Raw genomic sequence first — 14,764 nt, 5'->3', positions numbered from 1 at the left:
ATATCCACCCATGTCGTGTCTTTCATGAGCAGTTCTTATCGGGATCTCTTCGTATCGGCCTCGGACGGCCTGAAACTCTATGCCCGCGATTACGGTCTCTTGTCGGGAGCAGCGCTTCCCGTCGTGTGCCTGCCGGGCCTCGCGCGTAACTCCGAGGATTTTCACGAACTCGCTCTGGCGCTCAGCACGGATGCGTTCCGCCCCCGCCGCGTTCTCGCTGTTGATTACCGCGGACGCGGCCGGTCGGCATGGACTTCAGACTGGCGACAATACGATCTCGGCACCGAGCTCGGTGACATTCTGCAGGTTCTGACCGTCGCAGGTATCGAGAAGGCCGTGTTCGTCGGAACTTCACGCGGCGGATTGCTCACAATGGCGCTGAATGTGGCAAAGCCCGGGCTGATCGCGGGCGCTGTGCTGAACGATGTAGGCCCCGTCATCGAGTCTGAAGGATTGATCCGCATTCGCAACTATGTCGGCAAGCTGCCAATGCCGGCGACCCTGCTGGAGGGTGCGCAGATCCTGAAGCAAGTTTCCGGCCCGCAGTTTCCCGCCTTTGGTCCCGAGCAATGGGAAGCCATGGCCCGCGGCACCTGGCATGAGGAGAGCGGCCGCCTCGTGCTCAGCTACGATCCCAACCTGATGAAGCCTTTGCAGGAATTGGATCTGACAAAGCCCATGCCGGATCTGTGGCAGCTCTTCGAAGGGCTGGCGTCTGTACCGGTTCTCGCCATCCGAGGCGAACTCTCGGACCTGCTCTCAAACAAGACGCTCTTTGCCATGCAGCAGCGCCATCCGCACCTAACGGCCCTCACGGTGCCAGGCCAAGGCCACGCGCCGTTGATGGAAGGTGCGGTTCTTCATGCGATCAGCAACCTGATCGTCAAAGTTGAGACCTCTCTTTAAAGCAGCCTTCATCAGCATGGCATCAGCAGCGTTCTCAGTGTGCCTTACCCGTCACTGATGAACGAAGCAGCTTTCGACAACCTCCTACGAACATTACCTCGCGTCCGTGAGCCGAGCCTGCCTTCTCCAAAATCAGTGATGATGTTCTGAACTCTGGCGTCTTCTGAGCACTGGCGCCTTGGGAAAAGCCATATCCCCGCGCCTCACAACGAGAACGACGCAAAAAGAAAACCCCGGTGTTTCCACCGGGGTTTCCTCTAACCAATCGGGTTGAACCGATTAGAAGTCGCGCTGAACGCGGATGCGGCCTTCCCAGGCGTCGCCCGAGCGGGTATCCGGACCACGCGGGTCGATGTTCGCATAGAGAACTTCGACGCCGAGGTCGAGACCAGCAACCGGCTGCCAGAACACGTTGGTACCAACGCGCCACTCGTTGAAGTCCGCGCTGACCGGAGCAAGCGGGGTGCCGAAGAGGGCATCAGCAGCTGCGCCGTACTCAACGCGAGCATACGAACCGAAGACGTTCTGACGGATCTCGGGGGTCCAGTAGTGACGGAGACCACCGGCGATCGACCAGCCCTGAGCGGTGTCGATTTCGCCATCGACGTCGTAGTAGGCGTCGACGACAGGACGGTTCACGCTGCCGAGGCGGCCGTTAGCGCCACCGAAGCCGAGGTAGCCCATAGCGCCGTCAGCGTAGGTCGCGGCGATCCAGAGAGCGTCGCCAGCAGCCAGCATCGGCAGGTTGATGCCAACCTGAGCCGTCACAGCAAAGCCGTACTCGGTGTCCGGAACGACCGGCTCAGCGAAGCCAGCAACCGGGATAGCAACGCTGCGGATCTGGTGAGCAGCACCGGCGAGCATCGCGGAGCCCCAGGTACCGGAGTACTTGAGCTGAGCGACGAGGTCGGGCGTGCGCTGGCCGCCGTAGAAGAAGTCGGCAGGAGCGCCAGGCGTCAGATCGAAGGTGTTACCAGCGAAGCGGCCTTCTTCAACCGACAGCGAGGCCGAGAAGCCGTTGCCGAAGGAGAAGGTGTAGGCGAACAGGTTCACGTTCGGAGCGTCCGAGAAGCGGAGCGTGCCCATGTGACCCGTCGGCAGGTCGCCGTTGTCGAAGAACGACAGGGCGCGACCGGCGGTGAGGCCGCCGAACTGCACGAAGGCCTGGTCGACGTTGGCGGTCGTGGCGGAAGCGCCATACACGCCGGTGTCGCGGGTCATCTCGAAGCGGACGAACGTACGCAGCAGGCCGTAAGCCGTGGCGGTACGAGCGTCGAGCTGGATGCGGCCACGAGCGCGGAAGCCGATCGAGTCACGAGCGCGGGTGTCCGGCTCGACATAACGGATTTCAGCGCGTGCACGGCCGCCGACGCGGAGGCAGGTTTCCGTGCCGGGGATGTAGAAGAAGCCTGCGCCGTAGGTGGAGCAGACACGAACGTATTCAACGGCAGCAGCCTTCTTTGCGGGAAGATCAGCAGCCTGAGCACCGGCAACGGCGGCGAGACCCGCAACCGAACCGAGAAGAAGGCTCTTAACGAGCTTCATGGTTAAACCTCCAAAGTTTCGAGACCCTTGGGGGGTCGGGCTTGTTGTGCCTTGAAGACTTCTGTGAAGCTCCAAGCACACCCTTTTCCCCTAGTGATCTGATGACCCAGCCTGTGGCTAGGACTCATCAAATGACGACTGGGGTGCCCCCGTCGCTGGTGCCACATTAGCCAGAGCCGTTCCGCAAGCAACCAAATGAAGGCACAAACTGGGCAAGCCGGGGGGCTTTTCAGGGGCATGTTGCACAAAGGCAACGTTTTTACCCTCGCCCCCTTCCTTTCCGGCAAACTTTGAACCCGGTTCTTAACAAATCCTTAATTTGCAAGGCTTTCACGCCTGTACGGCAACTGCGTAAACTACCGTCCGAAGCATTGTTTCGGAGAATCACGGACGGGTGAGGCTGTGCATAAGTCCATCCACAATTTGGGCGGAGATGCGCCTCAACCGTCCCAAAAAGAAGGCCGGGACGAACCCGGCCTCCATCGAATCGTAACTTTAGAGAGCGATTTCACGCCACTTTCGGCTTCAGAACGCCACGACGGATCTGATCCTCCTCAATGGATTCGAAGAGTGCCTTGAAGTTGCCTTCGCCGAATCCCTCGTCGCCCTTGCGCTGGATGAACTCGAAGAAGATCGGGCCGATGGCGGTCTTGCCGAAGCGCTGGAGCAGCACCTTCGTGAAGCCTCCCTCCACCACTCCTTCGCCGTCAATGAGGATACCGTTCTTCTGCAACCGTTCGAGCGACTCCTCATGGCTGGGCAGGCGCTTGTCGATCCGCGAGTAATAGATGTCATTGGGCGCCGGCATGAATTCGAGCCCATTTCCGATCAGGGTCTCGATGGACTCGTAGAGATCATGCGAACCCAGGGCGACGTGCTGGATGCCCTCGCCTTTATACTCCTGCAGGTATTCTTCGATCTGCCCGGTCTCGCCCGCATCTTCGTTGATCGGAATGCGGATCTTGCCGTCGGGGCTTGTCATGGCGCGGGAATGCAGGCCCGTCAGCTTGCCTTCGATGTCGAAGTAGCGGATCTGCCGGAAATTGAAGAGGCGCTCGTAGAAGCCCGCCCATTCGCTCAGCCGACCGCGATAGACGTTATGGGTCAGGTGGTCGATGTAATAGAGGCCGACGCCTTGCGGCTTCGGATCCTTCTCACCCAACCACTCGAAATCGACGTCATAGATCGAGCCCTTCGAGCCGTAGCGATCGACGAAGTAGATCTGAAGTCCGCCGATACCCTCGATGGCCGGAATCTCCAGTTCGTTGGGTCCCACCTGTGTCTGCGCGGGCTTGGCGCCCATGGAGAGAGCGCGCTCATAAGCGTATTTCGCATCGACCACGCGGAATGCCATCGCCGGAGCGGATGGCCCATGCTGGCTGGCGAAGCGCTCGGCGAAGGAGCCGGGCTCCGCATTGACGATGAAGTTAATGTCGCCCTGGCGATAGAGCAGCACGTTCTTCGAGCGGTGCTTGGCAACGACGGAAAAACCCATCGTCTTGAACAGCTTGTCGAGTTCCTTCGGATCGGGGTGGCAGAACTCCACGAACTCGAAGCCGTCGGTTCCCATCGGGTTGTCTTCGCTGATAGCCGGCGGCGGTGCATCGTGCGGGAACGGTCCCATGGCTTTCCTCCTGTTGTCACTGCAGCTCAGCGAGGAGCCGCGATTTGCCCTTCAACGCATCACAAGGGATGCGCTCTTCTCACACCGCGTCCGGCTGGCGTTCCGGCGCGGCATCCTGAAAGGCGCGGAGTTCGGCACAGGCCGCATCCACCGCGACGATCTTCGGATAGGCATCGAGCGAGATATTGAAGCGCCGCGCGTTGAAGACCTGCGGCACGAGATAGATGTCGGCGAGGCTCACACGCTGACCGAAGCAATAGGGGCCGGGCTCGATCAAAGCCTCGATGGCATCGAACCCGTCACGTACCCAATGGGCATACCATGCATCCGCCGTGGCCTGATCGTGACCGAGCTTCTTCTTGAGATAATTGAGAGGCCCGAGATTATTGAGGGGGTGAATATCGCAGCCGATGATCGAGGCGACGGCACGGACCTTGGCGCGATTCACGGCACCGACGGGCAAGAACGGCGGATCGGGATAGACCTCGTCCAGATACTCAAGAATGGCGGGAGATTGCGTGAGAACCGTGCCACCGATATCGAGAGACGGCAATCGCTTCTGAGGATTGATGGAGCAGTACGCTGCTTCCGACTGCTCGCCCTTGAGAAGGTTGACCGGCGCGGGTTCATAAGGAAGGCCCTTCAGGTTGAGAGCGATCCTGACCCGATAGGCCGCCGAGGAGCGGAAGTAAGTGTAGAGCTTCACCCCTCCACCTCCCCTTCGGGCGCCAGCAGCCGCGCATGACCGCTCAGGCGATCGATCAGGGCGGCAAGAACCTTCTGCTCCTCCGCCGTCAGGACGGAGACGAAGCGTTCCTCGAAGGCGAGTGCCTCGGGCGCCAGGGCCTCGTAAATCTCCCGCCCCTCCTCCGTGAGTTCCAGCAATTCTTCTCGCCGGTCATCTTCATTAGGGCGCCGAGCGATCAGGCCGCGCTGTTCCAAGGCCGAAACGGCACGTGAGACTGTAGACTTGTGCATCACCCCATGGGCCGCAATGTCCCGCGCCGTGCGGTACTCATACTGGCCAAGCGTCGCCACAACCCGCCATGCCGGGATCGAGAGACCGAACCGCTCGGCATAGATCTGCGCCAGCGCGTTCGAGGTCAGGCTCGCCAGCACATTGAGGCGGTAAGGCAGGAATTTCTCCAAGATCACCGTGGCGCTGGAGAGTTCCTCTTTCTTGGCTGCGGTTTGGGTCATGGTTGACATTTTCGTTGCATATGCAACTAATATGATAAATTCGTTGCACTAGCAACTAGATTTGCGAGCCGCTTGGTCAATATCAGTGGTGACATTCAACGGCTCCGTTTCAGGGAGAACGCTATGAACGTTCAGAACGTCTCCGGCTTCCAATCCGAGCAGCCCCGTCAAAGCGCTATCGTGCCCGGCTACATGTCCGGCTTCGGCAACTCCTTCGAAACGGAGGCCCTGGAAGGTACCCTTCCCATCGGGCGCAACTCGCCGCAGAAGATCAATTACGGTCTTTATGCCGAGCAGCTTTCAGGTTCTCCCTTCACGGCTCCGCAAGCCACGAACCAACGCTCCTGGCTTTACCGTATCCGTCCGAGCGTGAAGCACTCGGGCCGTTATGTGAAAGTCGACAAGGGCCTGATGCGCACTGCCCCCGCTGCGCGAGAGGAAAGCGATCTGCCGCTCGGCCAGCTCCGCTGGGACCCGACGCCGATTCCGGATGAAGCGCTCACTTTCGTGAACGGACTTCGCACCATCACCACAGCAGGTGATTCCGATACGCAGACCGGCATGGCGGCGCATGTGCTTCTCGTCACGCGCTCCATGGACAACGAATATTTCTTCAATGCCGATGGCGAATATCTCGTCGTCGCGCAGGAAGGTAATTTGCGTTTCCGTACCGAGTTCGGCCTGATCGACATCGAGCCCGGAGAGATCTGCATTATTCCGCGCGGCGTGATCTTCAAGGTCGAGATCACTGGCAGCACGGCGCGCGCTTACGTGTGCGAGAACTACGGCGGTGCCTTCACCCTCCCTGATCGCGGCCCCATCGGCGCAAACTGCCTTGCCAATCCGCGCGACTTCCTCACTCCGGTGGCTGCTTACGAGGATAAGGAAGCGCCTTCCTTCCTGTTCGTGAAATGGGGCGGCGAGCTTTATCGCACGGAGATCAATCAATCGCCGCTCGATGTGGTCGCGTGGCATGGCAATTACGCGCCATACAAATACGACCTGCGCCATTTCTCGCCGGTCGGCGCGATCATGTTCGACCATCCCGATCCGTCGATATTCACCGTACTCACCGCGCCCTCCGAGACGCCCGGCACGGCGAACGTGGATTTCGTGATCTTCCCCGAGCGTTGGCTGGTGGCGGAGAACACGTTCCGCCCGCCCTGGTATCACCGCAACCTGATGTCGGAGTTCATGGGGCTGATCTACGGCATCTACGACGCGAAGCCCGAAGGCTTCGTGCCGGGCGGCTTTTCGCTGCACAACCAGATGCTCCCGCATGGCCCCGACACGACAGCGTTCGAGCATGCGAGCAATAGCGAACTGAAGCCTGTGAAGCTTACCGGCACCATGGCCTTCATGTTCGAAACGCGCTTCCCGCAGCGCGTGACGAAATACGCCGCCGAACTGCCGACACTTCAGGAAAACTACATCGATTGCTGGAAGGATCTGAAGAAGCACTTCGATCCCAACCAGCGGGAGCCGAAGTGAGGATGGTATTGGTGCTTACCGTTCTAAAAAGGTCACGTGGGCAATAACGGGCAAATGATCGGATCCGACATCACGACCTACTCTGGCCTGAACGATCCGGATGCCTGGGCCCGCGAGCACATGATCGAGGGCAAGCCCGAACAGCGGAAAGCGGGACAGCCAGGTTGTCTCGATCCCTCGGACCTGCGGATATGGGTTCAATCCCGACGATTGCACAAACTCACGAAATCCGGCGGACCAAGGCGACATGTTGAGATCACCCATCACGATGGCATTGCCTACAGGAGCTGCTCTTACCGCATCGGCAGCATGACGGAGCTGAGCTTGTTGAAGGCTTCCCCCTTTGCCGAACGGGCGGGCAGAGTGAAGCCCCACGATTGTGAGACAGCGCTCTTCGCTGGATGGATCGCAGAGATGGGCGGTCAGGACAGGCAGAAAAGAAGCCGCACTTCGATCGACGGACCAGTTCGCAACGGTCCAACGGCTCAAGAGAACCACATCGAATGGAGAACCATTAAAGCCGGCTGCGCGGTGAGGATATTGCGCGTTCAAAGACGCAGGAAGGCTCTCATCATTCCAGGGCAATTCGCTAAGCAAAATGATGTCCGGATCTTCCGCAGCGATCATAAGCCTGAACGCCTCAGGATCGGTACTCTCGCCATGCAGGTTGAGAGTCAGCACCTTCACATGCGGCTGAGCGGAACCATGCGCTGTTCCGCTGTCTCCCAGATAAGGCAACACTGGAAGAGCGTTTGCGAGCACCGCAGCAATCCCGCAATAGATGCCGATCCGGGAATGAATAAACAGGGCTGCCACCAATACCACAAGGCTTGCAGCTGTGAGCTGAATGCGAAAGTGGGAGGCAATATCGAGCAGCCACCACCACGAACCGAAAAAGCTCGCGGTGGTGACAAGGATCAGGAGCAGCGCTGCTGCCAGCAGCAGCCTGCGTTTGAAAGGCTCCGCAAACGTGGAACGTTTCTTGAGCCCTCGCATGCAGGCCACAACCGTCGAACGTTACGCCTTGCCGCGCGTGCGGATCATGAAGGTGTCGAAGGCGTATTCGTTGAGCTGCCACCAGGGCAGCACATCGTTGCGATAAGCCACCATCGAGTCGTAGCCCTTCTTGAAATTCGCGTTCTTGGCGGAAAGCTCGTCATAGAGCTCGTTGGCCGCCTTGAGCGAGGCTTCCATGATGGCGGGCGAGAAGGTGCGCAGCTCCGCGCCGGCGCCGACCATACGGCGAAGCGCCTGGCCGTTCACGGCGTCGTACTTGGCGAGCATCCAGTTGTTCGCCGCTTCCGAAGCCTGGGCCATGATGGCCTTGTAATGCGCGGGCAGCTCATCCCACTTCGCCTTGTTGACGACGAGATGCAGCATGGCGCCGCCTTCCCAGAAGCCGGGAGCGTAGTAATACTTGGCGACCTTCAGGAAGCCGAGCTTCTCGTCGTCATAGGGGCCGACGAATTCGGCAGCATCCAGCGTGCCGCGCTCGAGAGCGGGATAAACGTCGCCCGGAGCCACCTGCTGCGGCACGACGCCGAGCTTGGCGAGGACCTGACCGCCGAGGCCGCCGATGCGGAACTTGAGGCCCTTCAGGTCGTCGACGGAGTTGATCTCCTTGCGGAAGAAGCCGCCCATCTGCGCGCCGGAATTGCCGCAGACCAGCGAGGTGCAGTTATACTTCGCGAGGATCTCGTTGATGATCTCCTTGCCGCCGGCGAAGTGCCACCAGGAATGGGATTGACGGGCATTGAGGCTGAACGGCAGGCCGGTGGCGATGCCGAGCGCAGGCTCACGGCCGATATAGTAGTAAAGCGGCGTGTGGGCGCATTCGACGGAGCCGTTCTCGACGGCGTCCATGGCCTGGAGGCCGCCCACGATCTCGCCGGGAGCGAAGACCTGGATCTGGAACTTTCCGTCGGTGGCATCCGCCATGTACTTGGCGAAGGTCTGGGCCGTGCCGAAAATCGTGTCGAGCGACTTGGGGAAGCTCGAGGTCAGACGCCAGCGGATTTCCGGCATCGACTGAGCGATGGCAGGAGCCGCCACCGTGGTGGCCGCAGCCGCGAGGCCGGCACCTTTAAGGAAGTTTCTTCTCTTTATCGTCGTCATGGGCATTTCCCCAGAAAGCGCTATGTTCAGGCCTAAGCGAAGCACAACAACCGGTCGGTGGGTATGAAGCTCTCTTCTCTCAAGCAAGGCCGAGATGGCCGTCTCGTCGTCGTCTCGAAGGATCTCACCCGCGCGACGGATGCATTTTTCATTGTTCCGACGCTACAGCAAGCCCTTGATGATTGGGAAAAAGTCGAGCCCCGCCTTCGTGACCTTGCGGAACAGCTCGAGCACGGCTCCGTGCCCTCCTTCCGCTTCCATGAGCATGACTGCGCTTCTCCCCTGCCCCGTTCCTATCAGTGGGCGGACGGCTCGGCCTATGTGAATCACGTAGAGCTGGTCCGCAAAGCCAGAGGGGCCGAGATGCCCCAATCCTTCTGGACCGATCCGCTCATGTACCAAGGCGGGTCGGATTCCTTCCTCTGCCCGCGCGACCCGATCCCCGCCATGGACGAGGCCCATGGCATCGACTTCGAGGCGGAAATCGCCGTGATCACGAGCGATGTGCCCATGGGCGCGGCGCCGGAGGAAGCGGCCAAAGCCATCCGCCTCGTGGTCCTGGTCAACGATGTTTCCTTGAGAAACCTCATTCCCGGAGAGCTTGCGAAAGGATTCGGCTTCTTCCAGTCGAAACCATCCTCCACTCTCTCACCGGTCGCCGTGACGCCCGACGAACTAGGGGATGCGTGGGATGGCGGCAGACTCCATCTGCCCCTGCTCTCTACCCTCAACGACAAGCCTTTCGGCAAACCCGATGCCGGGACAGACATGACCTTCGACTTTCCGACCCTGATCGCCCATGCGGCCAAGACCCGACCTCTCGGAGCGGGCACAATCATCGGCTCAGGCACCGTCTCGAACAAGGATGCGGATGGCGGACCAGGCAAGACAATCGCCGATGGTGGTCTGGGCTACTCGTGCCTCGCCGAGCAGCGCACGGTGGAAACCCTCCTCCACGGAGAACCGCGCACGCCCTTCATGCGCTTCGGCGATACGATCCGCATCGAGATGAAGGACAAAGCAGGCCACTCGATCTTCGGCGCCATTGAGCAGGAAGTCACGCGTTACCCTTAAGGCATTGTGCACGTTTAAGTTTTTGAGGGGGTCGCGAAAGATGCAACCTCAGATTAGTTCAATTTAGCCAACTATGTTGTTATTATATATCATCACAATGAACAATCATAACCGTTTTCGTCGACTTCCGGGCACCCTGAATCATGTTCACCTTCGCACCGAGCGTTGTCCTTTGCAGCGCCGTAATCATCGCCTTTGTTAGCTTCGCCTGGGCCGCCCGCTCCCATTTCGTCGACACGCAGGAACGCTCCCTAGGGATGCGCCTCGTGTTCGCGATCACTCCCTTAGGAACCCTTCTGACGGTCGCCACATATGCCTATTATCCGGTAGGGCTTGCTCAGTGCGCCGTCGCGCTTTGCTTATATGCCGGGTCTTTGGCGCTTTTCTGGTGGGCGATCCGATCGACGCAGGCCTCGCATCGACTATCGGTTGTCTTCTCAACAGATTCGCCGGAGTTCCTCGTTACCGGGGGCCCTTACAGGTATATCCGGCATCCCTTCTATACTTCTTATCTTCTGTTCTGGTCGGCAGGTGTGGCCGCTACAGGCGCACTATGGCTTGCAGCTCTCATGGCCGTCATGGGCGCGCTGTACTGGAGCGCAGCGAAGGCGGAAGAGAGGAAATTCTCGCATAGCGAACTGGCCGATAGTTATGCCGCCTATTCGGCTCGGACCCGTATGTTCATTCCCTGGGCTCTCTGATCATGAGCACACAATTCGTGACCACGGCTCGGGTGAAGGAGCCGAACGCGTCCGTTTCCAGCAATTGGGGCGACTTGCCTTGCACCGTGCGCATCGTGCGTTCGGAAAGCGATTATGAAAAGGTCTTGGAAGTTCGCAGGCGAGGCTTCGCGAAATTTTTGGGGCCAGGCGCCGACGTTCGCGACAAGTACGATCTGTTGCCGACCAGTTTCATTTTCCTCGCGGAAGATCAGAGCGGAAATCCGGTAGGAACGGGACGCCTCCTAAGGCGACCTCACGGCCCCGTCGAGACCGCGCATTATGCTGATCTCAGCACGCATTCGGGAATCTCCGAGTGCATGGAAGGCACCAAGTTTACGATCCCGCCCTTTCCCGGATCGGCAATGACCAAACTGGCGATATGGAAAGCCGGTTATCTTCTGGCTCTTGCCCTCAACAGCCCTGCGCTGATGGTTGCTGCAAGGCGGAGCGCAAGACGTGATTACGAGGCTCTCCTGTTCGAAGATACGGGGATCACCTTCATTCACCCGCTCGATGCCCAGAAGCGAAGTCATTCCGTGATGTGGCTGGACCTGCGGGAAGCCAGGAACCGCTACAAAACGCGTCAGCATCCGCTGTACGACTTTTTCTTCGAGCAGAAGCATCCGCAGATAAGGCTTCTCGACTAGATCCAGGAGAGGCTTGAGGTTCTGCAGGAGTAGGCAGTCCGCCGCTGCGCTCTAAAACTCTCCCTGAACCTCACTCAGGGAGCGCTCCATGAACGATCATGTCTATAAGGTCGTCGAACTCGTCGGCTCGTCGGAAACGAGCATCGAGGATGCCATTCAGACTGCGATCAAGCGGTCCAGTCAGACATTGCGAAACCTGCGCTGGTTCGAGGTCCTGCAGACGCGAGGACATGTCGAGAATGGCGAGGTGCGCCATTATCAGGTCGTGCTGAAGGCGGGCTTCACGCTGGAGTGAGCCCGCCTCCACAGCCTCAATCGTCCGCCCGAATATCGAAAAGTTTCGGATACTGGTTCGGCTGCGAGCGCAGATACTGGTTGGGGGCCTTCACGGCAGCACCGAAATGCGCGGCCGCATGCCAGGGCCAGCGGGGATTGTAGAGAATAGCCCTCGCGAGCGCGATGAGATCGGCATCGCCCGTTGCGAGGATCGATTCCGCCTGCACGAAATCGGTGATGAGGCCAACCGCGATGACCGGCATCTTGGTGGCCTGCTTGACCGCACGGGCCAACGGTACCTGATAGCTGGGTCCCACGGGAATCTGCTGCGCGGAGGTCAATCCTCCGCTCGATACGTGAATGCCGCTGCATCCGCGCGCTTCGAGGGCCTGCGCGAAAACGACAGTCTCCTCGATATTCCAGCCGCCCTCTGCCCAGTCGGTTCCCGAAACACGCACCGTCACGGGCCGCTCAGCGGGGAAGGCTTCGCGGATCGCGTCGTAGACTTCGAGCGGGAAGCGCATGCGATTTTCCAGCGAACCGCCGTATTCGTCCGTGCGCTGGTTGGAGAGCGGCGAAAGGAACTCGTGAAGCAGGTAGCCGTGAGCTGCATGAACCTGAACGGCCCCAATGCCCAGCCGAGCAGCACGCCTCGCTGAATCGGCAAAGGCCTTGCGCAGGCGTGCGAGCCCTTCCCGGTCGAGAGCGGTCGGCGCGACATCGCTCGACGCATAGGGAACGGCCGAAGGCGCTTCGGTCTGCCAGCCATTGGCATGATCGGGAGCAATCTGCTTGCCGCCCTTCCATGGCAGATCCGTGGACGCCTTGCGTCCGGCATGGGCCAGCTGAATGGCGATCGGCATGTCGGACCAGCGGCGAACGCTGTCGAGAACGCGGCCCATGGCGGCTTCGGTCTCATCCGAATAAAGGCCCACATCGCCGTAGCTGATGCGCCCTTCGGGCACGACGGCAGTGGCCTCGATGGTCAGCAGAGCGGCACCCGACAGGGCAAGCTGGCCCAGATGGATCGTGTGCCAGTCGGTCATGCACCCGTCCTGCGCCGAATACTGGCACATGGGTGCGATCACGATGCGATTGGCGAGTTCCAGGTCCCCGACCCGAAAGGGTGTAAACAATTTGGCCTGCGCCATCGTCTATCTCCATTGAGCGAATGCTGCCGGGATAGTGAGCAGTCCGGACTAAAACGCGCAACGGGCGCAGAAGGTCTGAGAGGGCTGCATTCAGCTCAACCCTCAAGCTCCTCCCGCAGCATCTCCAACTCGAGCCAGCGTTCCTCCGCCGCATGCAACTCGCCCTGCAACTGCGTGAGCGCATCCATGGCCTTCTGGAAGCGGGCCGGATCGCGGGAATAGAGTTCCGGATCGGCCAGGATCTCCTGCACCTTGGCGATCTTGGCTCCCAATTCCTCCATGCGCTTCGGCAGTGTCTTGAGATCGTGCTGCTCGTTGAAGCTGAGCTTGCGCTTGGCTGAAGCCACAGGCGCACTCGAAGGCTTATCGGCACTCTTGGGCTTCGCGTCCTTCTCGACAGCACGGGCCTGCACGCCCTGGCCGCGCTGGGCCACCATGTCGGAATAGCCGCCCGCGTATTCGAGCCAGCGTCCGTCGCTCTCAGAGACGAGCACGGAGCTGACCGTGCGGTCGAGGAAGTCGCGGTCGTGGCTGACGAGGATGACCGTGCCGGAATAATCCGTGATCATTTCCTGCAGCAGGTCGAGAGTTTCGAGATCGAGGTCGTTGGTGGGCTCATCGAGCACGAGCAGGTTCGAGGGCTGCGCCAAAGCGCGGGCCAGCATGAGGCGGTTACGCTCGCCGCCCGAGAGCACGCCTACCGGAGTGCGGGCCTGCTCGGGAGAGAACAGGAAGTCCTTCATATAGCCGATCACGTGCTTCGTCTGACCGCCGATTATGACGCTGTCGCCGCGTCCACCGGTCAGCGTCTCCGCTACTGTGGCGTTGGGATCGAGGCTCGCCCGGCGCTGGTCGAGATGGACCATCTGCAGGTTGGAGCCTAGGCGCACCCGGCCCGTATCCGGCGGAAGATTGCCCGTGAGCATATTGATGAGGGTGGTCTTGCCGGCCCCGTTCGGACCGATGATGCCGAGACGATCCCCGCGCAGGATGCGCAAGGACAGGTTCGAGACGATGGGACGATCGCCATAGGCCTTGGAGACGCCCTCCGCTTCGACCACGAGGGTGCCGGATTGCTCGGCCTCGGCCAGGGTCATGTTCACCGTGCCGACCGCCTTCGTCCGGTCGCGGTATTGCTGACGCATGGCATGGAGATTGCCGAGGCGGCGTACGTTGCGCTTGCGCCGGGCGGTCACACCGTAGCGAAGCCAGTCGGCCTCGGCCACGAGCTTGCGGCCGAGCTTGTGATGTTCGGCCTCCTCCTGCTCCAGCACCTGATCGCGCCATTCCTCGAAATGGGCGAAGCCCTGGTCCATGCGGCGCGTTTTACCCCGGTCCAGCCAGACGGTCGCCTGGGACAGGCTTTCGAGGAAGCGCCGGTCGTGGCTGATGAGCACGAGGGCCGAGCGCAGGCTCTTCAACTCGCTTTCCAGCCATTCGATGGCCGGTAGGTCGAGATGGTTCGTCGGCTCGTCGAGCAACAGAATATCGGGCTGGGGCGCCAGCACATGGGCCAAAGCTGCCCGGCGGGCCTCGCCGCCTGACAGGTCAGAGGGCTTCTCCTCACCGGTCAGGCCAAGCTGCTCCAGCAGGTAGCGGGCTCGATACGGGTCATCGCCTGGCCCGAGGCCCGATTCCACATAGGCCAGCGTGTTCGGGAAGGCGCTGAGGTCCGGCTCCTGCGCCAGATAGCGCACGGTGGCGCCGGGCTGCACGAAGCGCTTGCCTTTATCGGCCTCGATGAGGCCTGCGGCGATCTTGAGCAGGGTCGATTTGCCGGAGCCATTGCGGCCCACGAGGCAGGCGCGCTCGCCGGGGGACACGGAGAGTTCCGCGCTCTCGATCAGGGGCGTACCGCCAAAGGTGAGAGCAATTTCCTGGAGAAGAAGCAGAGGAGGAGCCATTCCTGCCACCTGACACCTCTTGGCCGGGGATGCAAGGCCACTCTTCGGTTGTTACGGGGTGGACGCTCAGCGATCTTTATGATCCCCTGCTCTTCTCAACTGGGCTCCT

14 protein-coding genes are annotated in these 14,764 nt (G+C 60.5%); 6 read left to right on the top strand and 8 right to left on the bottom strand.

Translation table 11 applies throughout. The features are described from left to right. Positions 1 to 24: 24 nt before the first annotated feature. Complete coding sequence (locus MJ639_RS00960; protein WP_243367870.1) at positions 25 to 906, top strand: alpha/beta fold hydrolase; 882 nt, start codon at positions 25 to 27, stop codon at positions 904 to 906. A 279-nt stretch (positions 907 to 1,185) separates the two neighbouring features. Here the strand turns inward: MJ639_RS00960 and MJ639_RS00955 are convergent, their stop codons facing one another. From MJ639_RS00955 to MJ639_RS00940, 4 genes are all read right to left on the bottom strand, one after another. Then, positions 1,186 to 2,451, bottom strand: coding sequence for a porin (locus tag MJ639_RS00955; protein ID WP_243367868.1), 1,266 nt, complete (start codon positions 2,449 to 2,451; stop codon positions 1,186 to 1,188). A gap of 508 nt (positions 2,452 to 2,959) precedes the next feature. After that, positions 2,960 to 4,075, bottom strand: coding sequence for a 4-hydroxyphenylpyruvate dioxygenase (hppD, locus tag MJ639_RS00950; RefSeq protein ID WP_243367866.1), 1,116 nt, complete (start codon positions 4,073 to 4,075; stop codon positions 2,960 to 2,962). 79 nt (positions 4,076 to 4,154) lie between these two features. Continuing rightward, the gene (gene maiA, locus MJ639_RS00945) at positions 4,155 to 4,781 is read right to left on the bottom strand and encodes a maleylacetoacetate isomerase (RefSeq protein WP_243367864.1); all 627 of its coding nucleotides are present in this window, start codon (positions 4,779 to 4,781) and stop codon (positions 4,155 to 4,157) included. Beyond that, positions 4,778 to 5,275 (bottom strand): MarR family winged helix-turn-helix transcriptional regulator, encoded by a 498-nt coding sequence (locus MJ639_RS00940; protein WP_243367862.1) that lies wholly within the window; start codon positions 5,273 to 5,275, stop codon positions 4,778 to 4,780. The genes maiA and MJ639_RS00940 overlap by 4 nt, the downstream gene beginning before the upstream one ends. 123 nt (positions 5,276 to 5,398) lie before the next feature. Here MJ639_RS00940 and hmgA point away from each other — a divergent pair, with 123 nt between their 5' ends. Then, the gene (hmgA, locus tag MJ639_RS00935; protein WP_243367860.1) at positions 5,399 to 6,766 is read left to right on the top strand and encodes a homogentisate 1,2-dioxygenase; all 1,368 of its coding nucleotides are present in this window, start codon (positions 5,399 to 5,401) and stop codon (positions 6,764 to 6,766) included. A 15-nt stretch (positions 6,767 to 6,781) separates the two neighbouring features. Here the strand turns inward: hmgA and MJ639_RS00930 are convergent, their stop codons facing one another. Both MJ639_RS00930 and MJ639_RS00925 read right to left on the bottom strand, forming a co-directional pair. Then, positions 6,782 to 7,762 carry an endonuclease/exonuclease/phosphatase family protein gene (locus MJ639_RS00930; protein ID WP_243367858.1) on the bottom strand — a complete coding sequence of 327 codons (981 nt, stop codon included), beginning with the start codon at positions 7,760 to 7,762 and terminating at the stop codon, positions 6,782 to 6,784. A 21-nt stretch (positions 7,763 to 7,783) separates the two neighbouring features. Further along, positions 7,784 to 8,872, bottom strand: coding sequence for a TRAP transporter substrate-binding protein (locus tag MJ639_RS00925; RefSeq protein ID WP_243368995.1), 1,089 nt, complete (start codon positions 8,870 to 8,872; stop codon positions 7,784 to 7,786). Between the two features lie 72 nt (positions 8,873 to 8,944). On the opposite strand from MJ639_RS00925, the gene MJ639_RS00920 reads away from it, so the two are divergent. From MJ639_RS00920 to MJ639_RS00905, 4 genes are all read left to right on the top strand, one after another. Next, positions 8,945 to 9,955 carry a fumarylacetoacetate hydrolase family protein gene (locus MJ639_RS00920; protein ID WP_243367856.1) on the top strand — a complete coding sequence of 337 codons (1,011 nt, stop codon included), beginning with the start codon at positions 8,945 to 8,947 and terminating at the stop codon, positions 9,953 to 9,955. A gap of 143 nt (positions 9,956 to 10,098) precedes the next feature. Beyond that, entirely contained in the window at positions 10,099 to 10,656 is a 558-nt protein-coding gene (locus tag MJ639_RS00915; protein WP_243367854.1) for a methyltransferase family protein, read from the top strand. A gap of 86 nt (positions 10,657 to 10,742) precedes the next feature. Then, a complete protein-coding gene (locus MJ639_RS00910; protein ID WP_243367853.1) occupies positions 10,743 to 11,324 on the top strand; it encodes a hypothetical protein in 582 nt (193 codons plus the stop codon). Between the two features lie 88 nt (positions 11,325 to 11,412). After that, positions 11,413 to 11,619: a dodecin gene (locus MJ639_RS00905; protein ID WP_243367851.1), complete on the top strand. Its 207-nt coding sequence runs from the start codon at positions 11,413 to 11,415 to the stop codon at positions 11,617 to 11,619. Positions 11,620 to 11,635: 16 nt separating this feature from the next. Here the strand turns inward: MJ639_RS00905 and MJ639_RS00900 are convergent, their stop codons facing one another. Continuing rightward, positions 11,636 to 12,751, bottom strand: a complete 1,116-nt coding sequence (locus MJ639_RS00900; protein ID WP_243367849.1) for an NADH:flavin oxidoreductase/NADH oxidase — start codon at positions 12,749 to 12,751, stop codon at positions 11,636 to 11,638. Positions 12,752 to 12,846: 95 nt separating this feature from the next. Further along, positions 12,847 to 14,655: an ABC-F family ATP-binding cassette domain-containing protein gene (locus MJ639_RS00895; protein ID WP_243367847.1), complete on the bottom strand. Its 1,809-nt coding sequence runs from the start codon at positions 14,653 to 14,655 to the stop codon at positions 12,847 to 12,849. Positions 14,656 to 14,764: the final 109 nt, after the last annotated feature.

This window comes from Microvirga solisilvae, assembly GCF_022808595.1.
In the GTDB taxonomy this organism is placed as follows: Bacteria; Pseudomonadota; Alphaproteobacteria; order Rhizobiales; family Beijerinckiaceae; genus Microvirga; species Microvirga solisilvae.
This window is presented reverse-complemented; position numbering and strand designations above follow the sequence as displayed.